22 protein-coding genes are annotated in these 23076 nt (G+C 72.2%); 14 read left to right on the forward strand and 8 right to left on the reverse strand.

The annotated features are described in order from the left end of the window. Nucleotides 1–28: 28 nt before the first annotated feature. Together ACZYRU_RS02000 and ACZYRU_RS02005 are read right to left on the reverse strand one after the other, a co-directional pair. Nucleotides 29–751 carry a GAF and ANTAR domain-containing protein gene (locus ACZYRU_RS02000; RefSeq protein ID WP_488955402.1) on the reverse strand — a complete coding sequence of 241 codons (723 nt, stop codon included), beginning with the start codon at nt 749–751 and terminating at the stop codon, nt 29–31. Nucleotides 752–806: 55 nt separating this feature from the next. Further along, nucleotides 807–1520: a GAF and ANTAR domain-containing protein gene (locus tag ACZYRU_RS02005; RefSeq protein ID WP_488955403.1), complete on the reverse strand. Its 714-nt coding sequence runs from the start codon at nt 1518–1520 to the stop codon at nt 807–809. Between the two features lie 88 nt (nt 1521–1608). On the opposite strand from ACZYRU_RS02005, the gene ACZYRU_RS02010 reads away from it, so the two are divergent. Together ACZYRU_RS02010 and ACZYRU_RS02015 are read left to right on the forward strand one after the other, a co-directional pair. Continuing rightward, complete coding sequence (locus ACZYRU_RS02010) at nt 1609–2676, forward strand: fatty acid desaturase family protein (protein ID WP_488955404.1); 1068 nt, start codon at nt 1609–1611, stop codon at nt 2674–2676. Then, on the forward strand, nt 2673–3188 hold the full coding sequence (locus tag ACZYRU_RS02015) for a DUF5994 family protein (RefSeq protein WP_488955405.1): 516 nt from the start codon (nt 2673–2675) through the stop codon (nt 3186–3188). Before ACZYRU_RS02010 ends, ACZYRU_RS02015 begins: the two co-directional genes overlap by 4 nt. Nucleotides 3189–3231: 43 nt before the next feature. Here ACZYRU_RS02015 and ACZYRU_RS02020 read toward each other — a convergent pair whose 3' ends face one another. Beyond that, nucleotides 3232–4215, reverse strand: coding sequence for a LacI family DNA-binding transcriptional regulator (locus ACZYRU_RS02020; protein WP_488955406.1), 984 nt, complete (start codon nt 4213–4215; stop codon nt 3232–3234). A gap of 49 nt (nt 4216–4264) precedes the next feature. On the opposite strand from ACZYRU_RS02020, the gene ACZYRU_RS02025 reads away from it, so the two are divergent. Genes ACZYRU_RS02025 through ACZYRU_RS02055 form a run of 7 tightly spaced genes read left to right on the forward strand, consistent with a single transcriptional unit; the run spans nt 4265 to nt 11746 of the window. After that, a complete protein-coding gene (locus ACZYRU_RS02025; protein WP_488955407.1) occupies nt 4265–6022 on the forward strand; it encodes an amidohydrolase in 1758 nt (585 codons plus the stop codon). Then, nucleotides 6019–7440 carry an NAD(P)/FAD-dependent oxidoreductase gene (locus tag ACZYRU_RS02030; protein WP_488955408.1) on the forward strand — a complete coding sequence of 474 codons (1422 nt, stop codon included), beginning with the start codon at nt 6019–6021 and terminating at the stop codon, nt 7438–7440. Before ACZYRU_RS02025 ends, ACZYRU_RS02030 begins: the two co-directional genes overlap by 4 nt. After that, nucleotides 7437–8558, forward strand: coding sequence for an ABC transporter ATP-binding protein (locus ACZYRU_RS02035; RefSeq protein ID WP_488955409.1), 1122 nt, complete (start codon nt 7437–7439; stop codon nt 8556–8558). The genes ACZYRU_RS02030 and ACZYRU_RS02035 overlap by 4 nt, the downstream gene beginning before the upstream one ends. Then, on the forward strand, nt 8555–9691 hold the full coding sequence (locus tag ACZYRU_RS02040) for a polyamine ABC transporter substrate-binding protein (protein WP_488955410.1): 1137 nt from the start codon (nt 8555–8557) through the stop codon (nt 9689–9691). The genes ACZYRU_RS02035 and ACZYRU_RS02040 overlap by 4 nt, the downstream gene beginning before the upstream one ends. Next, on the forward strand, nt 9688–10572 hold the full coding sequence (locus tag ACZYRU_RS02045) for an ABC transporter permease (protein ID WP_488955411.1): 885 nt from the start codon (nt 9688–9690) through the stop codon (nt 10570–10572). The genes ACZYRU_RS02040 and ACZYRU_RS02045 overlap by 4 nt, the downstream gene beginning before the upstream one ends. Then, entirely contained in the window at nt 10572–11426 is an 855-nt protein-coding gene (locus ACZYRU_RS02050) for an ABC transporter permease (RefSeq protein ID WP_488955412.1), read from the forward strand. The genes ACZYRU_RS02045 and ACZYRU_RS02050 overlap by 1 nt, the downstream gene beginning before the upstream one ends. Continuing rightward, the gene (locus tag ACZYRU_RS02055) at nt 11423–11746 is read left to right on the forward strand and encodes a cupin domain-containing protein (protein ID WP_488955413.1); all 324 of its coding nucleotides are present in this window, start codon (nt 11423–11425) and stop codon (nt 11744–11746) included. The genes ACZYRU_RS02050 and ACZYRU_RS02055 overlap by 4 nt, the downstream gene beginning before the upstream one ends. Here the strand turns inward: ACZYRU_RS02055 and ACZYRU_RS02060 are convergent. Further along, nucleotides 11734–12309, reverse strand: a complete 576-nt coding sequence (locus ACZYRU_RS02060; protein ID WP_488955414.1) for a tetratricopeptide repeat protein — start codon at nt 12307–12309, stop codon at nt 11734–11736. The two genes, ACZYRU_RS02055 and ACZYRU_RS02060, sit on opposite strands and share 13 nt — an antisense overlap. 194 nt (nt 12310–12503) lie before the next feature. Between ACZYRU_RS02060 and ACZYRU_RS02065 the strand changes: the two genes are divergently transcribed. The 3 genes from ACZYRU_RS02065 (at nt 12504) to ACZYRU_RS02075 (ending at nt 15344) form a co-directional block, all read left to right on the forward strand. Further along, nucleotides 12504–13442 (forward strand): BclA C-terminal domain-containing protein, encoded by a 939-nt coding sequence (locus tag ACZYRU_RS02065; RefSeq protein ID WP_488955415.1) that lies wholly within the window; start codon nt 12504–12506, stop codon nt 13440–13442. Between the two features lie 65 nt (nt 13443–13507). Continuing rightward, a complete protein-coding gene (locus tag ACZYRU_RS02070) occupies nt 13508–14617 on the forward strand; it encodes a tetratricopeptide repeat-containing glycosyltransferase (protein ID WP_488955416.1) in 1110 nt (369 codons plus the stop codon). A gap of 34 nt (nt 14618–14651) precedes the next feature. Next, complete coding sequence (locus tag ACZYRU_RS02075; protein ID WP_488955417.1) at nt 14652–15344, forward strand: NAD-dependent deacylase; 693 nt, start codon at nt 14652–14654, stop codon at nt 15342–15344. On the opposite strand, the gene ACZYRU_RS02080 is transcribed toward ACZYRU_RS02075, so the two are convergent. Together ACZYRU_RS02080 and ACZYRU_RS02085 are read right to left on the reverse strand one after the other, a co-directional pair. Next, entirely contained in the window at nt 15345–15803 is a 459-nt protein-coding gene (locus ACZYRU_RS02080) for an SRPBCC family protein (RefSeq protein WP_488955418.1), read from the reverse strand. A gap of 4 nt (nt 15804–15807) precedes the next feature. Next, nucleotides 15808–17106, reverse strand: a complete 1299-nt coding sequence (locus ACZYRU_RS02085; protein WP_488955419.1) for a TolB-like translocation protein — start codon at nt 17104–17106, stop codon at nt 15808–15810. Between the two features lie 174 nt (nt 17107–17280). Here ACZYRU_RS02085 and ACZYRU_RS02090 point away from each other — a divergent pair, with 174 nt between their 5' ends. Next, nucleotides 17281–18024: a hemerythrin domain-containing protein gene (locus tag ACZYRU_RS02090; RefSeq protein WP_488955420.1), complete on the forward strand. Its 744-nt coding sequence runs from the start codon at nt 17281–17283 to the stop codon at nt 18022–18024. Here the strand turns inward: ACZYRU_RS02090 and ACZYRU_RS02095 are convergent. Next, complete coding sequence (locus ACZYRU_RS02095) at nt 18015–20045, reverse strand: sensor histidine kinase (protein ID WP_488955421.1); 2031 nt, start codon at nt 20043–20045, stop codon at nt 18015–18017. The two genes, ACZYRU_RS02090 and ACZYRU_RS02095, sit on opposite strands and share 10 nt — an antisense overlap. Further along, nucleotides 20042–21454 carry a BTAD domain-containing putative transcriptional regulator gene (locus tag ACZYRU_RS02100; protein ID WP_488955422.1) on the reverse strand — a complete coding sequence of 471 codons (1413 nt, stop codon included), beginning with the start codon at nt 21452–21454 and terminating at the stop codon, nt 20042–20044. Before ACZYRU_RS02100 ends, ACZYRU_RS02095 begins: the two co-directional genes overlap by 4 nt. A gap of 138 nt (nt 21455–21592) precedes the next feature. Here ACZYRU_RS02100 and ACZYRU_RS02105 point away from each other — a divergent pair, with 138 nt between their 5' ends. Then, on the forward strand, nt 21593–22987 hold the full coding sequence (locus ACZYRU_RS02105) for an Ig-like domain-containing protein (protein WP_488955423.1): 1395 nt from the start codon (nt 21593–21595) through the stop codon (nt 22985–22987). Nucleotides 22988–23076: the final 89 nt, after the last annotated feature.

Here is a 23076-nt window from a genome sequence, read left to right on the forward strand (position 1 = left end):
TGACGCCGGGGACCGGGCCGGCCCGGTCTCAGGAGAGAGTGAGCTGGTTGCCCGTGAGCGAGCGATCGACCACCCGTCGCGCGACATCCTTGACCGGGAGGTTGTTGCGACGGCTGTAGCCCCGCATCATCTGGAAGGCCACGTCGACGTCGACGCCGGCACTCGCCATCAGGACACCCTTGGCCTGCTCGACCAGCACCCGGTTGTCGAGGGCGGTCTGGAGCTGCTCGGCGATCAACCCGGACTGGCGGACCGCGCGCTCCTGGAGGAGGCCGATGGTGGCGATGTCGGCGAGGGCCTGACCGACCGCCACGTCGTCGTCGCTCAGCCGGGCGTCGGTGGTGCAGAACAGGTTCATCGCACCGACGACGGAGTCCCGCAGGCGCAGGGGGATGGCGTGCGCGGACTGGAAGCCGACCTCCGCGAGCGCGGTGCTGAACCGTGGCCACCGGGAGCGGGCCTGCTCGCCCCCCACGTTGACGACCGCTCGCCCGGTCTCGAGGCACTCGAGGCACGGGCCCTCGTCGTTCTGGAGCTCGAGGAGCTCGAGGAGCTGTGCCCGGTCGCTCGTCGAGGCGACGACGTGCAGGACCCCGCGAGCGTCGATCAGGATCACGCCCGCGGCATCGGCGTCCAGGAGCTCGACGCTCCGTTCGGTGAGCGTCGAGAGGAAGTCAAGGGCGTCGAACTCGTCGACCAGCGTGTCGGCGAGCTCGACGAACACGCGGGTGAGCCGTTGGTCGTTCGTCATCGCGATCGCACCTCGTGGGTCCGGACCGGCGCGGGACGCCGGTGCCTGTACACAATCATTCCTCGTTCTCCTCAGGATGGATCCGGAGTCGCCCCGCCAGGATCTCGCGGGCGACGTGCACCAGGGACTCCTCCGCGGCGAACGCATGGGCGCGCATCAGCAGCAGCGCCTCGGCCATGCCGACCGAGGCCGTGACCGAGAGGAAGCCGGTCGCCTGGTGGATCACGGCGCGGTACGTCACCGGCCGGCCGAGCTCGGGGTGCAGCGTGCCCTGTGGCCACACCTGGTCCTGCAGGTGGAGCAGGACGGCGACCGCGGCGGCGCCGTAGGCACGGGCCGCCGTGGTCCGGTCGGCGTCCAGGCTCCCCGGGGCCGACCGGTAGAGGCACAGGCTGCCGAGCCGGACGCCGTCCACCTGGAGCGGCAGCGCGGTCACGGCCCTGATCCCGGCCGCCAGCGCGGACGAAGCGAACGCGGGCCAGCGGGCCAGGGCGGCCCTGCCGAGGTCGTCGTTGCTGACGATCCGGTTGGTGCGCGACGCATCCAGGCTCGGTCCCTCGCCGAGGTCGAACTGCAGGTCCTCGAGCCGGGAGGCGAGCGGTCCCGACGTACCGACCACCGCCTGGTGCCCGTCGTCGTTCATCAGCGTGATGCCGGCGCCGGCCAGGTCCAGGGACCGGGCGCAGTCGGCGCACAGCAGCTCGGGAAGCGATCGCCCGGTGCCGTCAGCGGCGCTGATCGCAGCGAGGATCTGCGTCGTCGTCCGCACGCTTTCGCCCCTCGGGCCGCAGGAGTAGTCTCGAATTCAAAGCCACCTCGGACCCCGGCGGCGCCATCTGCGAGCAGCCGGGAGTGTCATGTCCATCACCGATTCGGTGCATCCGCTGCCGCGCAGTGACTACGGCGAGCTGGTACGTGAGGTCCGGCATCGAGGACTCCTCCACCCTAGACCCGGCTACTACCTCGGGCTCGGCGCCCTCGACCTGGGATGCCTGGCCGCGCTCGTCCTGGCCCTCGTGGCGCTGCGGGACTCGTGGTGGGCAGTGGCCCTGGCTCCCGCCTTCGCCGTGGTGTCGACGCAGATCGCGTTCCTCTCCCACGACGCCGCCCACCGCCAGGTCGTCCGGGGCCGTCGTGCCACGACGGTGCTCTGCCTGGTGCTCGGCAACCTGCTCAACGGCCTCAGCTACGGGTGGTGGGTGGCCAAGCACGATGCCCACCACGCGCACCCCAACGACCTGGAGACGGATCCGGACGTCGCTCCCGGGGTGTTCGTCTTCGATCCGTCGCAGGCCGGTGCCCGCGACGGGGCAGCGGGTTGGCTGACCCGGCACCAGGCCCTGCTGTTCTTCCCCCTGCTGACGCTCGAGGCGTTCAACCTACGCGTCGAGGGAGCGCGCGCCCTCCTCCGGCCCGGGATCCGGAACCGACCCGTCGAGGCCGCGCTCGCCGTCGGCTACGTGGCCCTGTACGTCGGGCTGGTCCTCAGCACGCTCAGCCTGGTGCAGGGCATCGTGTTCGTCCTCGTCCACCAAGCCCTGTTCGGTGTCTACCTGGGCTGCTCCTTCGCGCCGTCGCACAAGGGCATGCCCGCCCCCACGGCAGAGCAGAGCGCGGACCCCCTGCTCCGGCAGGTGGTGTGCTCCCGCAACATCCGGGGCGGTCCCTTCCTCGACCTCGCGCTCGGCGGCCTGAACCTCCAGATCGAGCACCACCTGTTCCCGAGCATGCCGCGGCCCAACCTCCGGCTGGCCGCACCGATCGTGCGCCAGCACTGCCGGGAGCGCGACATCCCGTACGCCGAGGCGACGCTCCTCGCGTCGTACGGATCCGGGCTCCGGCACCTGCGCCAGGTCGGTGCCGTGCTGCGGGCGCGAGGACGGTCCCACCGGGCCGACAAGCCATCACAGGGAGGGACGTCATGACCACGCCGACCGAATCGAACCAGCCCACCACCGCCCGCGTCCCGCTGAGGATTCGGCTCGACAGCGGGTTCCCGTCACGACCGCTCGACGGAGCATGGTGGCCGCAGTCGCGCGACCTCCAGGTCGAGTGCGCCGACCTGGTCGACCACTTCCCGGGCATCGTCGGACGGCCGTCCAGGCTGCTGTTCTCGCGACCGGACTGGAACGCCATCGCCGGCGAGCCGTCCGTGCGCCAGATCATGGCGAGCCGGGGCATGGTCAAGGTGGGATCCTTCCCCAACGACGACACCCACCTGATGGTGGTCGTCATGGGCTCGGGAGAGCGGCTGCGCCTGCTCGTGATTCCCAGCGACGTCGACGCCGAGGTCGCACAGACGCTGATGGCGCAGGCGGCTGACGAGCGGAACAGCCGCTCCGCGACGGACCTGCTCGCGACCGCGCGCCGGCACTCGCACGATGCCTCGCCCTTCGCCACGAGTGTCTGGGACGACGAAGGGGGAGCCGGAGGCTGAAGCGGGCTCGCGGACCAGCTCCGCTCGGGGAGGACGGCGCGCGTCAGGGCCGGTGGCGCGTGGACGACGCCCGGACCACCAGGTCTGTCGCGAGATCCGCGCGGACCGTCGGCGGCCTCCCGGCCAGGGTCGCGGCGAGCGCGTCGACCGCGGCGCTGATCGTGTCGGCGGGGCGCAGCGAGACGGTGCTGACCGGCGGCGAGGTCGAGGCGTACGTCGGGTCCTCGCTCGCCGTGACCACGAGGACGTCGTCGGGAACCCGGAGGCCGAGCGCCTCCGCGGCCGCGACGATGCCGCGCCCGCTGTCGTCGAGCAGGCTGTAGACGGCGTCGGCCCCGTCCCGCAGCAGCTCTTCGGCCTCGGCGCGCCCGACCGGGTCCGTGCTGTCGGTGAGGGCGATCCGGGGCCGGCGCACCTGGGACCGGTACGCCGCGACGCAGTCGCGCGTGTAGTGGTCGGAGGTGTTCTGGGCGAGCAGTGCGATCCGCCGGGCGCCCTGCTCGCGGAGGTGGGCCACGACCTTCGCCATGGTGGCGGCGTGGTCGTTGTCGACCCAGGAGTCGAGGGGACCGAGCTCGTGGGGCCGGCCGTCGAAGGCGATCGGGATGCCGCGGGCCCGCAGCACCTGGGCCGCGGGGTCGCCCTCCGGGGAGTCGAGCAGGACCACGCCGTCGGCGGCCACGGCGTGCCAGCCGTCGGCGTCGAGGCTGGCCGGCAGCACGGTCAGGGCGTACCCGTGGGCGTGGGCGGCGGACGTCGCCGCGGCGACCATGTGGGCGTAGTAGGTGATCTCCGCGAAGTTCCAGGTCTGCTCGCCGAAGGTGGTCACCGCCAGGGCCAGGACGCCCGTGCGGCCGGTGCGCAGCGTGCGGCCTGCGGCATTGGGGCGGTAGCCCATCGTCGCGGCCACCTCGCGCACCCGGGCGCGGGTCGCGGTCGAGGCCCGGCCGGTGCCGTTGAGGGCGTTGGACACGGTCGCGACCGACACCCCGGCGGCCCGGGCGACGTCGAGGATCGTCGGCTTCATTTCCGTGGACCCCTTGTGATTAATGGATTAATCACCCACGGTACTGCCCATGCGCCTCGCACTGCTCGCCGCTGCCACGATCGCGGCCACCCTGGTCACCACGACCCCGACGACGGGCGCGGCCGCCGCCGCGACCGCGCGGGCCGACCTGGTGCTGCGGCACGGCTCCGTCGAGACCCCGACCGGTACGCCGGCCGAGGCGGTCGCCGTACGCGACGGGAAGATCGTCTACGTCGGCTCCGACGCGGGCGTGCGCCGCTTCGTCGGCAAGACCACGAAGGTCGTCGACCTCCAGGGCCGCACCCTGATGCCCGGGATCGAGGACGGGCACATCCACCTGAGCCCGCGACTGCCCGTGTGCGACCTCGACTACGCGTACCTCACGGTCCCCGAGACCCAGGCCCGGATCCAGAAGTGCCTCGACGACGACAAGGCGGCCGGCAAGACGGCCGCCGACTGGCTCTCGGTCGTCAACTGGGACCTGCCCGGCATGAAGCCGGCCGGCACGGTGCCGACCAAGGCGATCCTCGACGCGCTCGACACCGACCGGCCCATCTTCGTGTTCTCCGACGACGGCCACAACGCGCTGGTCAACAGCAAGGCGCTCGCCGTGGCAGGCGTCTCGGCGAGCACGCCGGACCCGCAGGGCGGCGTGATCGTCCGCGACGGCCAGGGAGAGCCGACCGGCTACCTCAAGGAGGACACCGCGATCGGCCTGGTGGCCGGCAAGATCCCGCCCGCGCCGCTGGCCGAGCGGGTCAAGGGCCTGCGCGAGACCCTCGCCTACGTCACCGCGAACGGCCTGACGGCGTACCAGCCCCAGCTGCTCGACGAGACCGACCTCCAGGCGTGGAAGTACCTCGCCGACCGGCACGAGCTGCCCGGCCTGGTGCGGGCCTCGCTCGACCTCGACGCCAACGACGCGTACGCCGACCTGCCCGGCACCCTGGCCCGGATCGAGGCACTCAAGGAGAAGTACGAGGGCCCCGGCTTCCGGATCACCGCGGTCGGCGAGATCTTCGTCGACGGCGTCATCGAGTACCCCAACCAGACCGCGCAGCTGCTGAAGCCGTACCTGGTCCGCAACAAGCACGGGAAGTGGGTCCCCGGCCCGACCCGAGGCCCGGTCCGGGTCAAGCAGAAGCGGCTGGACAAGGTCGTCGCCGCGCTCGACAAGGCGGGCTGGCAGGTGCACCTGCACGCCATCGGCGACGGCGCGACCCGGCAGGCGCTCGACGCGGTCGCCTACGCCCGCAAGCGCAACGGCAAGGACGGCCCGCGCCACATCGTCGCCCACGCCCAGCTGGTCGACCCGGCCGACTACCGCAGGTTCGCGAAGCTCGACGTGATCCCGGCGGTCGCGACGCAGTGGGCCGAGCGCGACCCGTACACGATGGACGCCCTCAAGCGGTTCATCGGCACCGAGCGGTGGCAGCGGATGTACCCGTGGCGCTCGCTCCTCGACGCCGGCGCGCGCCTCGCGAACGGCTCGGACTTCCCGGTCGACGACCTCAACCCGATGGCCCAGCTCGAGCGCGCGGTCACCCGCACGGCCGAGCCCACCGAGGGCACGAAGTACGACGCGCCGCTCGGTGCGGACCAGCGGATCACCCTCACGGAGGCGATCCGCGTCCACACCCTCAACACCGCTGCCCTGCTGGGCCTGCAGAAGCGCACCGGCTCGCTGGAGGTCGGCAAGCGCTTCGACGCGATCATGCTCTCGGGCAACCTGCGCACCGTCCCGGTGACGTCGATCAGCAAGCTGCGCGTCAAGGCGACCTGGGTCGCCGGCGAGAAGGCGTCGTGAGCGCCACCGCCCCGGGGACCGTCTTCTCCCGCACGACGGTCGACCGCGCCGTCGTCGACCACGCGCTCGCCGACGTGCGGGACGGCTGCTTCTGGATCGACGACCTGGCGCAGCGGCCCGCCCACCCGCCGCTGCGCAAGGCGATCGACACCGACCTGCTGGTCGTCGGCGGCGGCTACACCGGCCTGTGGACCGCTGTGGTCGCCAAGCAGCGCGAGCCCGACCGGCGGGTCGTGCTGGTCGAGGCCGCGCGGATCGGCTGGGCGGCGTCGGGGCGCAACGGCGGGTTCTGCGCTGCGAGCATCACGCACGGCGAGGAGAACGGCCGGTCCCGCTGGCCGGACCAGTACGACGAGCTGGAGCGGCTCGGGGTCGCCAACCTGGACGCGATCGAGGCGACCGTCGGGCACTTCGCGATGGACTGCGACTACGAGCGCACCGGTGAGCTGGACGTGGCCATCGAGCCGCACCAGGTCGAGGACCTGCGCGCCAGCGGTGCGGACGTCATCGAGGCCGACGATCTGAGGCGGATGGTCGCCAGCCCGACGTACCTCGCGGGCGCGCTCGACCCCGACGTCGCGCTGGTCCACCCCGCCAAGCTGGCCCAGGAGCTGGCCCGCGTGGCGGCCGAGCTCGGCGTCGAGATCTTCGAGGGCACGCGAGCGACGGGCATCGACGGCGACGGCACGCGAGGTCCGGTCCGGGTCACCACCGAGACCGGGATCGTCACCGCCCGCCGCGTCGCGCTGGCCACCAACGTGTTCCCGAGCCTGCTCGCGCGCTACCGGATGCACACCGTGCCGGTCTACGACTACGCCCTGATGACCGAGCCGCTGAACGCCGACCAGCTCGCGTCGATCGGCTGGGAGGGCCGCCAGGGCATCGGCGACATGGCCAACCAGTTCCACTACTACCGGCTCAGCCGCGACAACCGCATCCTGTGGGGCGGGTACGACGCGATCTACCACTACGGGCGCAAGGTCCGGCCGTCGTACGAGCACCGCCCGGAGACCTACCGTCGCCTGGCCGAGCACTTCCTCACCACCTTCCCGCAGCTGGAGGGTCTGCGCTTCAGCCACCAGTGGGCCGGCGCGATCGACACCTCGACGCAGTTCTGCGCCTTCCACGGACGGGCCATGAACGACCGGGTCGCCCACACCGCCGGCTTCACCGGCCTCGGGGTGGGGGCGTCCCGGTTCGCGGCCGAGGTGATGCTCGACCGCCTCGCCGGCCTCGACACCGAGCGCACCCGCCTCGACATGGTGCGCCGGATGCCGCTTCCCTTCCCGCCGGAGCCGATCGCCTCGATCGGCATCCAGACCACCCGTTGGGCGCTCGACCGGGCCGATCACCGCGGCGGACGCCGCAACGCCTGGCTACGCACCCTCGACGCTCTCGGACTGGGGTTCGACTCGTGACGACATCCACCATCGCCACCGCGGGGACCACCGCGGCCACCGCGCCCGTCATCTCGCTGCACGGCGTCGTCAAGGAGTTCGGCGACCACCGCGCGGTGGACGGCGTCGACCTCGACATCGCGCGCGGCGAGTTCCTCTCCCTGCTTGGCCCCTCGGGCTGCGGCAAGACCACGCTGCTACGGATGATCGGCGGCTTCGAGGAGCCCGACGCCGGTGACATCCGGCTGTCCGGCGACTCCGTCGTCGGGGTGCCGCCGCACCGCCGTACGGTCAACACGGTCTTCCAGGCCTACGCGCTGTTCCCGCACATGAGCGTCGCGCAGAACGTCGCCTACGGCCTGCGTCAGCGTCGTACGCCGCGCGGCGAGATCGCCTCCCGCGTCAAGGAGGCGCTGCGGCTGGTCCGGATGGAGGAGTTCGCGGACCGCCAGCCCCGCAAGCTCTCCGGCGGCCAGCAGCAGCGGGTCGCGATCGCGCGCGCCATCGTCAACCGGCCCGACGTGCTGCTGCTCGACGAGCCGCTGTCCGCACTCGACCGCCAGCTGCGTGAGCGGATGCAGGTCGAGCTCAAGCTGCTGCAGCGCGAGGTCGGCATCACCTTCGTCTTCGTCACCCACGACCAGGCCGAGGCGCTCGTGATGAGCGACCGGATCGTCGTGATGAATGCCGGCCGGATCGAGCAGGTCGGTACGCCGCAGGAGGTCTACCAGCAGCCCGGCAGCGCGTTCGTCGCGTCCTTCGTCGGCACCGAGAACCTCGCCGACGTCGTGCTCGGTGCCGACGGTGTGGCGGAGGGGTGCGGTGCCCGGTTCGCGGTGTCGCCCGACCAGGTGGCGCCGTACGCCGCCGGGGACGCGCTGCGCCTCGCCCTGCGCGCCGAGTCGGTGCGGGTGAGCGCGACCGAGCCCGCGCAGCCGGTCGACAAGGTGGCCGGCCGGCTGGCCGGGACGTCCTTCCTCGGCGGCGAGATCCAGTACGTCGTCATCGGCCCCGACGGTACCGAGCTGTTCGCGCGCAGACCCCTGCGCGAGGCCGCCGACGTGCAGACCGGCGACACGGTCTGGTGCTCGTGGGATCCCGAGTCGGTGCTCGTCTTCCCTGCAGGAGCGGGCTCTTGAGGGTCCTGGCGCCGCGGGCCGCCGTACCCCGGCTGAGCCGGCGCGCCCTCCTCGGCGGCGCGAGCGTCGTCGGTCTCGGTGCACTGGCCGGCTGTGGCGACCGCGCCTACGCGCCGACCGCCGCTGTCGACGGTCACAGGGAGAGCCGCCTCAACGTCTACTCGTGGGGCGACTACGACGATCCCGCGAACGTACGGCGGTTCCAGGACCGCGAGGGCGTCACCGTGCAGATGGACGCCTTCGCCTCCAACGAGGAGATGATCGCCAAGCTCGGCACCGCGCGCGGCACGAGCGGCTACGACATCGTCGTACCGACGGGCAGCTACGTGCAGCAGATGATCGCCAACGGGATGCTCGCGAAGCTCGACCACGACAAGCTCCTGAACCTCGCCCACCTCGAGGACAGCGCGCGCGGCCGGAGCTGGGACCCGCACGACGAGTACGTCGTCGCGAAGACCATCGGCACCACCGGCTTCGTCTACGACACCCGCCGGATCACCCGGCCGATGACGTCGTGGGCCGACTTCATCGCCGCCGCCCAGGCCGAGGCGAAGGGATCGACCTCGGTGCTCGACGACCCGTGGGAGGTGTGCGCGATCTACCTCGCCGCCAACGGCCAGGACCTCAACACCACCGACCCCGACGTCCTCGCCGCGGCACGGAAGTTCCTGGTGAGCGACCTCGCGCCGTGCATCCGCAACTTCAGCTCGGACCCGTCGCAGAACATCGTGCAGCGCGACTTCGTGCTGATGCAGGCCTACAACGGCGATGCGCGGCTCGGCATCGAGGAGGGCGACTACGAGCACTGGAAGTTCGTCTACCCGACGCCGACCGCGAACCTGTGGATGGACACCTGGGCGATCGCCGCCGGCTGCCAGCATCCTGACAACGCGCACGCCTGGATCGACTTCATGCTCGACCCGGCCGTGGCCTACCGCGACGTCGAGTACATCGGCTACCCGACCGGCCTGCGCGGGCAGCGGGACCTCGCCGAGAGCAACGACCTCAGTCACCCCGACCTGGTCTTCCCGTCCGACGACGTGATGGCGCGGCTGACGCCCGGGCTGGTCACCGGGTCCCAGTCGACGCTGGTCGACATCCTCAACGAGGTGAAGGCGGTGGCAGGAGCATGAGGCGTGGCGCGGCCTGGCTGTCGTTCCCGATCTGGGCATGGCTGCTGTTCTTCGTGTTCATCCCGATCGGCCTCGTCGGCTGGTACAGCTTCGGCTACAAGCCGAGCCTGTTCACCCCGGTCGCCAACGACCGGCTCTCCCTCGACCGCTACGGCGAGGCGACCACCGGCACCTTCGTGCGCACCTTCTGGAACACCCTCGAGATCGCCGGCATCGGTACGGCGCTGTGCGTGCTCGTCGCGGTGCCCTTCGCCTACTGGATGGCGGTCAAGGCGTCCCCGCGGCTCCGTGGCCTGCTGGTCGCGCTGGTGCTGGTGCCGTACTGGACCAACTTCCTGGTCCGCACCATCGGTTGGCGGATCATCCTCGCGCCGCACGGCTTCCTGTCCGACCTGCTCCAGGACCTGCACCTGATCGACAGCCCGCTCGCCGTCCTCTACACGCGCAGCGCGGTGCAGCTCGGCGTCGTCTACAACTACCTGCCGCTGATGATCCTGCCGCTGTACGTCGCCTTCGAGCGGACCGATCCCGCGCAGCGCGAGGCCTCGCGCGACCTCGGTGCCGGACGGGTGCGCACCTTCTTCTCGGTCACGCTGCCCGACGCCCTGCCGGGCCTGGCGGCCGGCTGCCTGCTGGTGTTCATCCCGCTGATGGGCGACTACATCACGCCGTCGGTACTGGGCGGGGCGCGCGGCAACATGGTGGGCCAGATGGTCGCGCAGCAGTTCTCCAGCGCCCAGGACTGGTCGCTCGGCGCGGCGATGGCGTTCGTCCTGATGGGCTTCATCCTGATTGCCGCGCTCGCGGTCGTGCTCGTCTTCCTCGCCGTGCGGGCCGCGCTCAGGTTCCGCCGCCGCATCGACCTGGCAGGAGTGGCCTGATGCCCGCCGCTGTTCGTCGTACCCGCCGCGATCCCGTGGACGCGCTGTTCTGGCTGCTCGGCCTGGCGGTGTTCGCGTTCCTGTTCGCGCCGATCCTGGTGATCGTCGTCTACTCCTTCAACGAGGGCCGCCTGCTCGCCTCGTGGGACGGCTTCGGCTTCAGCGCCTACAGCAAGGCGATGCACGACCCGACCATCCGCGGCTCGGTCCAGGTCTCGCTGATGTCCGGCGTCCTCGCCACGATCGTGGCGACCGCGCTCGGCACCATCGGCGGCGTCGCCCTCGCCCGGTCCCGGAGCAGGTGGGCGTTGGTGCTGACCGCCCTGCTCGCGATCACCCTGGTCACGCCGGAGATCGTGGACGCCATCTCGATCCTGCCGTGGTTCGTCACCCTCGGCACCGACGGGCACCTGGCCCTCTTCAACAACGGCCTGGTGCGGCTGGTCGTCGTACACACGTCGGTGGCGCTCGCGACGGTCACCTTCATGGTCCGCGCGAGGATGTCCGGCATGGATCCCGCGATCGAGGAGGCTGCGGCCGACCTCTACGCCGCGCCGTGGAACCGGTTCCGCCAGGTCACGCTGCCGATGGCGCGGCCGAGCATCCTGGCCGGCGCCCTCATGGCCTTCACGCTGAGCCTCGACAACACGGTCGTGTCGTCGTTCGTCTCCCTGCCCGGCTCCACGTCGTGGCCGGTACACCTCTTCGGCTCGCTGCGCACCGGGCTGCGACCCGAGGTCGCCGCCGTGTCGACGGCGATGCTGCTGCTCACTCTGGGGTCCCTGGTCCTCGTCGCGATCGTGCTCCGGCGCGGCGGCGAGGGCGACCTCGCGAGCACCCTGGCGGCGTCGTGAGGACCCGGGTCGTGGCGGCGAGTGCCGTCGAGGTCCCGCACGAGCCCGCCGAGGACGTCGTGTCCGGTACGCCGACCGTCGGCGTCGTCGAGCTCGGCACCTTCAAGGACGTCGAGCTCGGCATCTGGGAGATCACGCCCGGCGTGGTCCGCGACGTCGAGGCCGACGAGGTCTTCGTCGTCCTCGAGGGCGAGGGCACGGTGCGCTTCGAGGACGGCAGCGAGATCGAGCTGGCGCCCGGGTCGATCGTGCGGCTGCACGAGGGCGAGCGGACCGAGTGGACGATCCGCACTCGCCTGCGCAAGGTCTACCTGGCGTAGTCCGGCGCCGGCGCGTCCTTCAGCGCCGGGTCCAGCTCGAAGCCGCGGGTGAGGGCCGTGCGGGCCTCGGCCTCGTGGCCGAGGTGGCGCAGCGCGTACCCGAGCCGCACGTGGGTCGCGGCATCGTCGGGCTTGACCGCCAGCACCCGCCGGTAGAGGTCGACGGCCGCCTCGAGGTCCGCGCCCTCGGTGAGGATCGCGAGGTTGTAGAGCGCGGGCGCGAGGTCGGGATCGGTGTCCAACGCCCGCTGGTACTCGTCGATCGCGGTCGCCACGTCCGCGTCGTTCTGGGCGAGGTAGCCGAGGTTGTAGTGGGCCCACGCGTTCGCCGGGTCCAGGTCGAGCACCGATGCGAACGTGTCCCGCGCGGTCTCGAGGTCGCCGGCCGCGATCTGGTCCAGTCCGCTGGCCACGAGCCGGTCCGCCGTCGAGGTGGTCGGCTTCGCGGCGTCGGGCTTCTCATCGCCGCTGCCGCACCCGGCCAGGGCGAGAGCGGCGGCGAGCGCCAGGCTGCCGAGCGCGGTGGCGCTGCGGAGTCGGCGGGGCAGGAGCGGTGCGGGCACGGCCGGCCTTTCGTCGTACGGACAGGGCGGGACCCGGTCCCGATCGGTCGTCCGAGGGCGATTCTGAGAACTCTTCACCAGACGACCGCTCAGGAAGGCCGACCGGCCGCCGATGCGGGCCCACAGTGTCGGCGTCCCGCCGGCGGCTCACCCCCAGGACCGCGCATCCGGGTCCGTCCCCACTGAGGAGTTCGATGTCGATGAACAAGAAGTGGTGCCAGGTCGGGCTCTACTCCGTCTCCGTCATGGCCACGACGGCGGCGACCCTGTTCCCGCACGTGCCGGCGTCCGCCGCGGACGAGGCTGCCAAGGCTCGCCGCCAGGTGGTCGGCTGCTACGACAGCGAGACCGGCGCTCTCCGACTGGTCCTGAAGAACGGTCGCTGGCTGGTCGACGGCGACGCACGCAAGTGTGCGCCGGGTGAGCGGCTGATCCGCTGGCGGGTCGGCAAGGTCGTCAAGGTCAGTGGTGCCGAGTCCGGTACGCCGGGCGCGAAGGGCGCCACCGGAGCGACCGGTGCCACGGGCGTCACCGGTGCCATCGGTGTCACCGGGCCGGCCGGGCCGACCGGCGCCACGGGTGCGACCGGTGCCACGGGCATCGCCGGTGCCGACGGTGCGACCGGTGCGACCGGTGTGATCGGCCCCACGGGTGCGACCGGTCCGACCGGTGCGATCGGCCCCACCGGTCCGACGGGTGCCACCGGTGCCACCGGTGCCACGGGTGCCGGCGTCGCTCCGGCGTACGGCTCGTTCGTCAACAACTCCGCCGCGGTGATCGCAGTGGTCCTCGGTGGGACGCACATCCCGCTGCCGGCGAGCGGCGCGACCTCGGGCGTCTCGGCCGACGGCTCGAACACCCAGTTCACCGTCGACACCGCCGGTGTCTACCAGGTGTCGTTCCAGGTCCAGGCGACGGTAGGGCTGATGGCGAGCGTGCAGGTGACGGTCAACGGCAGTGGGTCGCCGCTGCTGAACGACACCACGACCGTTTCCGCCATGGTCTGGGCGGGCTCGGCGACCGTGCCGCTCGCCGCCGGTGACGTGCTCAGCCTCGACGCCTACGGCCTGCTGGGTGTGCTCACCCTTGACGGCACCGCGGGCGCGAACCTGTCGATCGTCCGGGTCGGCTAGCGTGCGCGAGGGGGCAGGGGCGTCGGGCCCCGCCCCCTCGCCACGGCAGGGAAGGGAGTCCAGGCGTGCCGGGCATCGGCCTGATGATGATCGTCAAGGACGAGGCGCACGTGATCCGGCGCTGCCTCGACAGCGTGCGGCCCTTCGTCGACTGGTGGGTCGTCGCCGACACCGGCTCGACCGACGGCACGCAGGACCTGGTGCGTGAGGCGCTGGACGGCGTACCCGGCGGGCTGGTCGAGCGCCCCTGGGTCGACTTCGGCCACAACCGGCAGGAGGTCCTCGAGCTCGCCCGCGCCAGCGCCCACCGGGCACCCGGCGACCATGCGCTGTGGATCGACGCCGACGAGCAGCTGTGTGGCCTGCCCGACCGCCGGCCCGAGCTGACGGAGTCCGGCTACCACCTCCAGGTGGGCTACGCCGGCACGACGTACGCCCGGCTGTGCCTGGTCCGGCTCGACGACCCGTGGCGGTGGGTCGGTCCGATCCACGAGTACCTCGATCTCCCCGGCGCGAGTCTCGGCAGCCTGCCCGCGCCGACCGTGCTGGTCACCCATGACGGCGCCCGAGCCGGCGACCCGGACACCTATCGCAAGGACGCCGCCCTCATCGAGCGGGCGTTGCGCGAGGACCCCGCCAACCCCCGGCTGCAGTTCTACCTCGGCCAGTCCTGGCGCGACGCGGGCGAGCCCGAGCGCGCCCTCGCCGCCTACGGCACCCGGATCGACAACCCCGCCGGCTGGGACCAGGAACGCTGGCAGGCGCGCTACCAGTCCGCACGACTCCGCGAGCGACTCGGCGAGCCGGTCGCGGCCGTGGTCGACGCCCACCTGGCGGCGTACCAGCACTGTCCCTGGCGGGCCGAGCCCCTCGTCGATGCGGCCAGGCTCGAGCGGTCGCGGGAGCGGTACGAGGTCGCGCTCGTCTATGCCCGCACCGCCACCACGATCCCGATGCCCGCGGGCGAGGCGCTGTTCGTCGACGCCGCGACGTACGCGTGGCGGGCGTGGGACGAGGTCGCCGTCAGTGCCTACTGGACCGGTCGGTACGACGAGGGCCTGGTCGCTGCGCGCCGTGCTCTCGCCGCCTGCCCCGACGAGCCACGCTTGCAGGCGAACGTGGAGTGGTGCAGGCAGGGCCTCGCCGCGCGCGGCGATGAACTCGTGGACGGGTGACGGCCGTCACCGGGGCGGCGGGTAGCCTCCCGTCGTGCCCCAGATCGTCGTCCTGACCGGTGCCGGCATCTCCGCCGAGAGCGGGGTGCCGACGTTCCGCGACGCCGACGGGCTCTGGGAGGGCCACCGGGTCGAGGACGTCGCGACGCCGGAGGGCTTCGAGCGCGACCGCTCCACCGTGCAGCGCTTCTACGACGAGCGCCGCGCCGCGCTCGCCACCGTCGAGCCGAATGCCGCGCACCGCGCCCTGGCCGAGCTCGAGGAGACCCTCGGCACCGGCCTGCTCGTCGTCACCCAGAACATCGACGACCTGCACGAACGCGCCGGCTCGCGCAACGTGGTCCACATGCACGGTGAGCTGCTCAAGGCGCTGTGCCGTTCGTGCGGCGTCGCCTCCCCGTGGTCCGGCACCCTGCTCGACGAGCCGGCCTGCCCGGGCTGCGGTGTCCACGAGCTGCGCCCCGACGTCGTCTGGTTCGGCGAGGTCCCCTACGAGATGGACCGGATCGCCGACGCGCTCTCCGAGGCCAGCATCTTCGTGTCCATCGGCACCTCGGGCGCGGTCTACCCGGCGGCCGGCTTCGTCCAGCACGCCCGCCGCCACGGCGCCCGCACCCTCGAGCTCAACCTCGAGCCCAGCGAGGGCAGCCACTTCTTCCACGAGTCCCGGCAGGGCCGGGCTGGTGAGCTCGTCCCGCTGTGGGCGCGCGAGGTGCTCTGGACCTGATCACCGGCTCCGCGCCGATGTCAGGACCTCGGCGAGCCGCGCCACGTCGGCCGCGTCGGTCCTGCGGTACGAGCGGCCCAGCACCCCGGACAGGGGCCCGAGTGCGCCGCGCAGGGTGATCTCGGTGTGCAGGTCGACGCGGCTCCTGTCCTCGTCGAGGGCCGTCACACGACGCCAACCCGCGACGTCGACGCTGGCGCTGCCGCCCGAGTAGGCGGCTTCGAGCGGGCCCGCTGCGTCGATGACCGTCGGCGTCCGGAACAGCATCCCGGCGAAGCTGAGCTCCTCGACCAGGACCTGCCCGGGTGTCGCCTGCCCGGGTGGGTCGACGGTGAACGTGCGGACCTGTGAGCGCCACAAGGGGTCGTTCCCCCAGTCCAGCACGAACGCCGCCACCTCGGTGGCAGGGCGTTCGATGCAGGTCGAGGAGACGAGCGTGATGGGGGATCGAACCGTCATGGTGCTACCCCTTGACCCGTACGGCGGAGCTGGTCGCCGTGCTCGCGGCGTATCCCGACCGGGTCGCGGTCACGCGTACGGCGAGCCGCTTGCCGCGGTCGGCGCGCACGACCCGGTAGGACCGCTTCTTGCCGGCCCTGCCCTTGATCGCCCTGCCGTTGCGCAGCCAGGTGAAGCGGTAGCTCACGCCCGGGACGGACCAGGCGCCGACGTGGGCCGTCAGGACGCGTCCCACCCTGGCCTTGCCCTTGATGCCGGGCCGGACCGTGTTGCTCAACGCGTGGTTCTTGTGCGGCTCCGGTGCGCTGAGCGCCGCCGGGGACCAGTCCGGCTCCGAGCCGCCGGGCAGGATGAGGGCGGACGGGATCGAGCAGTTCTGGGCACCTGATCGGGCCCAGATGCCGTCGGACTCCTGCCAGGCGAGCGAGTCGCCGTCGGGTCCCCAGGTCGGGTTCGTGAGTCCCCGTGCCGGGCCGATCTGGCACAGCGGGTCCGGCAGGCCCGGCGGCGGGCCGGCCGTCGCGTTGCCGTTCACTGCGTACCAGTAGATCGACGCGCCGTCGTCGAAGCCGCGCACTGCGGCGAGGTACCTGCCGTCCCGGGAGAGCTCGGTGTTCCCGAGGTCGGTCGAGGGCTCGTAGATGTCCTCGTCGTCGAACCAGTGCACCGGCTCCGTACCCAGGTCGTGGATCTGCACCTGGGAGTCGTAGCCTCCGGTCTGCAGGGTGCGTCCGTTGCCCACCCACGACGGCGACCAGAAGAACGTCGAGCGCAGCGGTGCCGGGTCCGTCACGCGGTCGGCCGCGGTGTAGCCGGTGGCCGAGCGGTAGCCGCCCGCCTCGGTGTCGAACTTGGTGAACGTGTAGGCGATGCGGGAGCCGTCCGGGGCGATGGCGGCGTCGACCGGCGTACCGTCGATGTTGTTGCCCATCGACGTCGGCAGGGAAGGCGGGTCGATGACGTTGAGCACCGTTCCCTGCTGGTCCATGCGGACCAGGCGCCCGATGGTGGTCGCCACGATGATCCCGCCGTCGGACTGGCTCGGTGAGCCGTAGGGCGACGACTGGCTGCCGTCGGTCGTGACCGCCCGGGCGTTGCTGCCGTCACCGCGGGCGATCCATACGTTGTCGTTCGAGATGTACACGATGGTTCCCGCTGAGGTTCCGGTCGTCACGGCCGCTCGGCCGCTGATCGTCACGGGGGACTCTGCCGCGGCCGAGCCGGGGGAGCCCGCCGTGAAGGCCGTGGCCAGCACCGCCAGGCCCAGTCCGTGCACCAGTGCTCCAGGTGGCTTGTGTCTCATCGCTTCTCCGTCGGCTGTCGATGTGCTCTTCGGCGTGACGATGCGGCACGACGCTGGGACGCGACTGGGGGTCGGCTGGTGCCGCGGCTGCCGTCGAGGTGGGCGGCCGGGCCGGGTGACGGGTTCCGGACGCTCCCCCAGTCCGCTCCCAGTGCCGCCGCGCACGCTCACGCCATGAGCAGCCACACCGACAAGTCGACCGACCACCCGCCGCTCCTCCTGTCGGGCCAGGCGGCGTCGCCGCCGGGGCCGTGCGACATGAGCGGGATGTACCTCATGCACCACGCCTTCCGCCGTGACCTGCGCGACCTCCTCGCAGCAGCCGAGCACACGCCGGTCGACGACCGGGCGACCTGGAGCGAGATCGGCCTGCGCTGGGAGCGCTTCGCCCACCACCTGCACGAGCACCACGCGGTCGAGGACCGCGTCCTGTGGCCCCTGCTCCTCGAGCGGGTCACCGCGTCACGCGACGGTGCCGGCCGTGCGGTGCTCACGGCGATGGAAGCTGAGCACGCCCTGATCGACCCGCTGCTGGACCGGTGTGCCGACCTGGTCCGGCGACTGACCGTCGGCCCCGACGAGGAGTCGCGGACCCCGTTGGTCGACATCCTCGCCGAGATCCGTCAGGTGCTCGACAACCACCTCGCCCACGAGGAGCGCGAGGCCGTCGTCCTGGTCCAGCGGCACGTCGGCGCGGATGAGTGGGATCGCCTGGAGCGCACCGAGTTCCGCGGTCGTCCCACGATGGGCGAGCTGCGCTTCCAGCTGCCGTGGATGGTCCACGAGGTCCCGGGCGAGGTGGTGACCGGCCTGGTCAAGGCGGCCGGTCCGGTCTTCGCGCTCATCCTCCGCATGTCCCGCGCGCGGTTCGTGCGGCACCAGCGGGCCGCCTTCCGATACGTGCCCGGTCAGGCGTGACCGGGCGGCAGCCGCAGCTCCATCCGGGTCCCTGAGCCGGGGCTCGGCGAGGTGATCTGAAGGACCCCGCCGAGCTCCTCGGCCCGCTCGCGCATCGAGCGCAGGCCGACTCCCTCGAGGGCGCCTTCGCCGATGCCGGTGCCGTTGTCGGACACGATGAACAGGGTGCCCGCGTCGGCCCGCCGGCGCAGGACGATGTCGCACCTCCCGGCGCGCGCGTGGCGCTGGGCGTTGAGCAGCGCCTCGCTGGCCATCTGGTAGATCGCGAGCTGGACCGAGGGCTCGAGATCCACGTCGGACGGGACGCTCACCCGGACCTCGAGCTCGTCGCTCTCGAACCGGCTCGCCAGCGACGTGAGCGCCGAGGCGAGGTCGCCCTCGTCGAGCGCCAGCGGGACCAGGGATCGGCTGAGCCGTCGCACCTCCTCGCCCTGGTTGCTCAGCTCGTGCTCCAGGGCGTCGAGCATCTCGTCCGCGGCGCGGGGGTCGCGCCGCTGGAGCCCGCGGGCGGCCAGGAGACCGAGCCGGATGCCGGCCAACGCCGGGCCGAGGCCGTCGTGCAGGTCCCGACGCAGGGTCCGCCGCTCCTCGTGCCTGATGCTCGTCATCCGACGGCGAGCGGCCGTCAGCGCGTCGACCGACTGGGTCAGGTCGATGGTCATTCCCACGAGTCCGGCCACCTCGGTCAGCGTCCTCGTGGTGCGCTGGTCCAGCCGCTCGCCCGGACGGGGCGTGGCGACCAGCAGGCCGACGCGGCGGCCGCGGCTGCGCAGGGTGATCGTCACATCACCGTCGCGCACGACAGGGTCGCGTGGCTCGCTACCGGGCTGCTCGGTCAGGATGTGGACGTCGGCCAGACGCAGGCTGCGGCGTAGAGCCGCGGCGAGGCCGTCGACGTCGTGCTCGCCCCGGCGCTCCGTGGTCGAGAGCAGCTGCGCGGGATCGGTCCCGGTGCCGTAGACCAGGTCGTCCACGCGACGTTGCACGAGCTGTCGCAGGGGGGCCGAGCCCAGGCCGACCAGCCCGACGCCCAGGGCGAGCGCGATCTCGGACTTGTGCGGCATCAGCCAGGTGGTGAGGCCGACGAGGAGGAGGTAGGAGAGCGCGATGGTCACGGTCATCATGGCCCACACGACGGTGCGGTTGATCCGCGCATCCACTCCCCACAGCTGCTGCCCGAGGACCAGGACGAGGAGCGCGGCGGGCAGGAACAGCTGAGCGAGCAGCAGCAGTGTGCCGCTCGCCTCGGTCGCGGCTGCCGCCCAGCCATCCGGTAGCGGTGCAAGGGACGCCGCGAACGTCGCGAACGTCGCCACCATGGCGGTGTGGCCGGCGAGCAGCCAGGTGAGCCCACGTCGTCGCGGTCCGCGGGTGCGGCGCACGAGGCTCGCCAGCCAGAGCCATTCCGCGGCGCCGAGCAGCGCGACGGCCCAGTGCGGCCACATCCCGAGGGCACGGCGAACCGACTGCCACCAGGCCACGTCGATGCCCAGGGCGTTGTGGGGGAGACCCGGTACGACGGCGGTCATGTCGGGAAGCGTCGTCAGCGTGATCAGCACCGCCGCGAGCGCCACCACGGGCCAGCGCCGCCGGACGCCCGGAACGACGAGGAGCGGGATGACCACGACGGTCGCGTACACGCCGGGCGGCCAGGCCCAGTACTGCGCGTAGAAGGCCAGGTCCTGGCCGGGTGGGCCTCCCGGGAGCGCCAGGTAGGCGGTCGCCAGGCCGGCGGCGCCGCACCCCAGCGCGGTCAGCGCCAGCAGCCACACCACCGGGTGCCGGGAGCGGGGCAGCATCATCACCACGACGATCCCGTAGACCGTGGCCGTCACCAGATCCATCACCCAGTTGGCGACCTCCGCGGGCTTCATCGCGGTCGCGACGAGCGCCGCCACGGCACCGAGCACCATCAACCAGGCCGTGCCCGCGATCAGCCACGCCACGGCGGTCCAGGGCGCGGCCCGTGGGTACCGTGTCGCGGCCGGTCGTCGCACGGTGGCAGGAGCGGCGAGGGTCATCCGGGCTCCGTCGGGCCGGCCAGGCGCGAGCGTGCCGCATGGGCGACGGCGGCGCCGATGATGAGCTCGCCGCGGGCCACGCCGCGGATCGCGCGCAGCACGTCGCCGGCCTCGGCCGCCTTGAGGAGGTAGCCGGCGGCGCCGGCCTGCAGCGCGCCGGTCACGTACTCGTCGTCCTCGTGCATGGTCATCACGAGGACCTTGAGGTCCGGGTGGGTGGCGAGGAGCGCGCGGGTCAGGTCGATCCCCGACTCGCCAGCCAGGTCGAGGTCCATCAGCACGACGTCGACGCCACGCTCGACCAGCTCGTGTGCGCCGGCGGACTCACCGGCGGCGCCGACCAGCTCCAGCCCGTCGAGCGAGCCGAGCAGACCGGTCATGCCCATCCGGAACACCGGATGGTCGTCGACGACGGCCACGCGCAGCGGTGCCGCTGGCCAGCCGTCGGCGGCGGCCGCCAGATCCCCACCGGCCGCGTCCGGCGCCTTCGCCCGCATCGGGTCGAGGACCCGCTGCCACAGCCAGGGGGCCGTTGCACTTCCTGGTTCCTCCAGAGCCGGCCCTGCCGCGACAAGCCGGGTCGCGGGTGGCGGAGTCCGCTGCCAGGTCACCGATGGGTCCTGGCGAAGGATCGCGGTCTGGAGCTCGCGTACCGGGGCGCTGGGCTCGACGCCGAGCTCCTCGTCCAGGACGGCGTGCAGGCGCTGCAGCGCCGCGAGCGCGTCGGCCTGCCGACCGGACCGGGCCAGAGCGACCGCCCACAGGGTCCACCACCGTTCGTGGAGCGGGTGAGCCTGGGTCATGGCCTCGAGCGCTGAGGCGATCTGGTCGTGTCGTCCCAGCGCCAGATGGGCCACCACGCGCAGTTCCTCGGCCGCGGCTCGGTGGTCCTCCAGCCGGGTCCGCTCCGCCTTGGTGTCCGAGTCGTCGTCGAGGTCGGCGTACGGGACGCCGCGCCACCCGGCCAAGGCCTGGTCCACGGTCGCGAGTGCCTTCTCGACGCTGTCGCGGACGGCTGTCGGCGCGCTGGGCCGCAGAGGATCGGGCACGACTGCCAACAGTTCCCGTGCCTGCGCAACGGTGTCGACGAGGATGCCGTCGTCCCGGTGCTCCCGATCAATGCGCAGCGCGTACCCGTTGTGCTCGGTGATCAGCACCCGAGCCGGCTGCCGCGGTCCGCGGTCGGGCTCGAGCGCGCGACGCAGCTGGCCGATGTAGCTCTGCAGGGTGCCCTGGACGCTGACCGGCGGCCGATCACCCCAGACTCGGGCGATCAGGCCAGAGACCGACAGGACCTTCCCGTGCTCGAGCGCCAGCGCAGCGACGATCGCGCGTTGCCGCGGGGTGCCGAGATCGATCTCGCGAGCATCCCGACGTACCCGGACGGGGCCCAGCACATCGATCTGCACGCTGGTCATCGTAGGGGCGTGACTGGGAGTCGACTGGGGCTTTGCCGGGACTGTGGTGGTGGTGTCGGCGCCCAGCGATCCACCAGCGCGGCGACGCAGGCTGCCCGACGAGATTCCACCGATCCGAACGGAGCACTGATGTCATCCCCCCGACACCGACCCTTGGGGCTGTGGGCCGCACTGCTGGCAGTGCTGGCGCTCGTCCTCACCGTCGCCCCGGCGCATGCCGAGCGCAACGACGACCCCACCGACCCCGGTGACCCGACCGGGCCGGCGTTGAAGTTCACCTCGCTGTCCGTCGGCCCCACCCCGGCCTACGGCGGCAGGCTCTCCTTGAGGTTCAGCACCAACTACACCGCCCAGGAGACCAGCGCGACGGTCTTCCTCACGCCCTCGCCGAACAGCCCCCTCACCGACGTGCTGGCGACGTCCAGCGAGGAGGGGTCGATCTCGTGGGCGACCTCGCCGCGGTTCAAGCCGGGCAGCTACCAGGTCACGCTTGTCGTCGGCAAGGAGACCACCTCGATCCAGAGCAGCCGGCTCACGGTCACCGTGGCCAAGTCCCGCGTGACCGCGACGGCGGCCGACGACGACCTGCGGGTCGCCCAGTACCGCCCGATCGACCTGACGGTGAGCCTGGCGAGCACGGCCCCCGACGCACCACTGGCGGGCGCGTACACCCTCTTGGCCCAGCCCGCCGCCGGCGGTCCCGACGTCGTGGTCCAGGAGGGTGGCTACGACGGACCCGGCCCCCACTCCTTCTCCCTGCAGCAGTTTGCCGCCACGCACCCCGGCCGGTGGGAGCTCCACTTCCTCACCTCCGAGACGCCGCTGCTCGCGTTCAGCAGCACCCGGGTCGCCGCACTCGAGGTGCTGCCGAGCCGGGTGCCGACCACCCTGGAGCTGACGCCCGGCACGACCGGCCACCGGTACGGCGACCCGTCGGCCGCCATCGCCGCCACCCTCACCCCCGGGTTCGAGGTGGCCGGGCTCGTGGGCCGGGTCCGCCTCCTCGACCATGGCGTGCCGACCGGGGACGAGGTCGAGGTGGCCGGCCCCGGCACCGTGCGCTTCGCGCTGACCACTCTCGCAGTCGGAGAGCACAGCCTGTCGCTGGAGTTCCTCGGCAACGACGTGTTCGACGGCTCCGCGACGGCGGCCCGGACGGTCACCGTCACCAAGCCGGTCCAGCAGGACCCCGGGAACGACCAGTCGCAGAAGCCGGGCACGACGACCTTCGCGGCCCAGGTCACCGGCAAGGTGAAGCTGAAGAAGGCCCGAAGGACGGTCGTCGTCAAGGCGGCGGTCATCGCTCCGGGCCTGAGCGTGCCGTTGACCGGTCAGGTGCAGGTCCTGGACGGCGCGAAGGTGCTGCGGACCGTGGACGTCACGACCACCGGTGGCCTGGTGAAGGTCAAGCTGAAGCTGAAGCGGCTCAAGCCGGGCAAGCACCGGTTCACGGTGCGCTACCTCGGCGCCGCGAACGTGCTGCCCGCAACTCAGGTGTGGAAGGTCAAGGTGCCCCGCCGCTGATCCTTCCCCCACGAGCAGGGGTGGCCTCGCCCGGGCGACGCCACCCCTGCTGTCCGAGAGCGCCCGAGAGCCCTGAGAGAAAGCCCGTC

The sequence above is a fragment of the Nocardioides sp. F233 genome (assembly GCF_057813895.1).

Excerpts from the sequence above, each read along its gene's own strand:
- ACZYRU_RS02000 (WP_488955402.1), bottom strand. The coding sequence starts at position 751 with ATGACGAACGACCAACGGCTCACCCGCGTGTTCGTCGAGCTCGCCGAC.
- ACZYRU_RS02010 (WP_488955404.1), top strand. The coding sequence starts at position 1,609 with ATGTCCATCACCGATTCGGTGCATCCGCTGCCGCGCAGTGACTACGGC.
- ACZYRU_RS02015 (WP_488955405.1), top strand. The coding sequence starts at position 2,673 with ATGACCACGCCGACCGAATCGAACCAGCCCACCACCGCCCGCGTCCCG.
- ACZYRU_RS02020 (WP_488955406.1), bottom strand. The coding sequence starts at position 4,215 with ATGAAGCCGACGATCCTCGACGTCGCCCGGGCCGCCGGGGTGTCGGTC.
- ACZYRU_RS02025 (WP_488955407.1), top strand. The coding sequence starts at position 4,265 with ATGCGCCTCGCACTGCTCGCCGCTGCCACGATCGCGGCCACCCTGGTC.
- ACZYRU_RS02045 (WP_488955411.1), top strand. The coding sequence starts at position 9,688 with ATGAGGCGTGGCGCGGCCTGGCTGTCGTTCCCGATCTGGGCATGGCTG.
- ACZYRU_RS02050 (WP_488955412.1), top strand. The coding sequence starts at position 10,572 with ATGCCCGCCGCTGTTCGTCGTACCCGCCGCGATCCCGTGGACGCGCTG.
- ACZYRU_RS02065 (WP_488955415.1), top strand. The coding sequence starts at position 12,504 with ATGTCGATGAACAAGAAGTGGTGCCAGGTCGGGCTCTACTCCGTCTCC.
- ACZYRU_RS02080 (WP_488955418.1), bottom strand. The coding sequence starts at position 15,803 with ATGACGGTTCGATCCCCCATCACGCTCGTCTCCTCGACCTGCATCGAA.
- ACZYRU_RS02085 (WP_488955419.1), bottom strand. The coding sequence starts at position 17,106 with ATGAGACACAAGCCACCTGGAGCACTGGTGCACGGACTGGGCCTGGCG.
- ACZYRU_RS02090 (WP_488955420.1), top strand. The coding sequence starts at position 17,281 with ATGAGCAGCCACACCGACAAGTCGACCGACCACCCGCCGCTCCTCCTG.
- ACZYRU_RS02095 (WP_488955421.1), bottom strand. The coding sequence starts at position 20,045 with ATGACCCTCGCCGCTCCTGCCACCGTGCGACGACCGGCCGCGACACGG.
- ACZYRU_RS02105 (WP_488955423.1), top strand. The coding sequence starts at position 21,593 with ATGTCATCCCCCCGACACCGACCCTTGGGGCTGTGGGCCGCACTGCTG.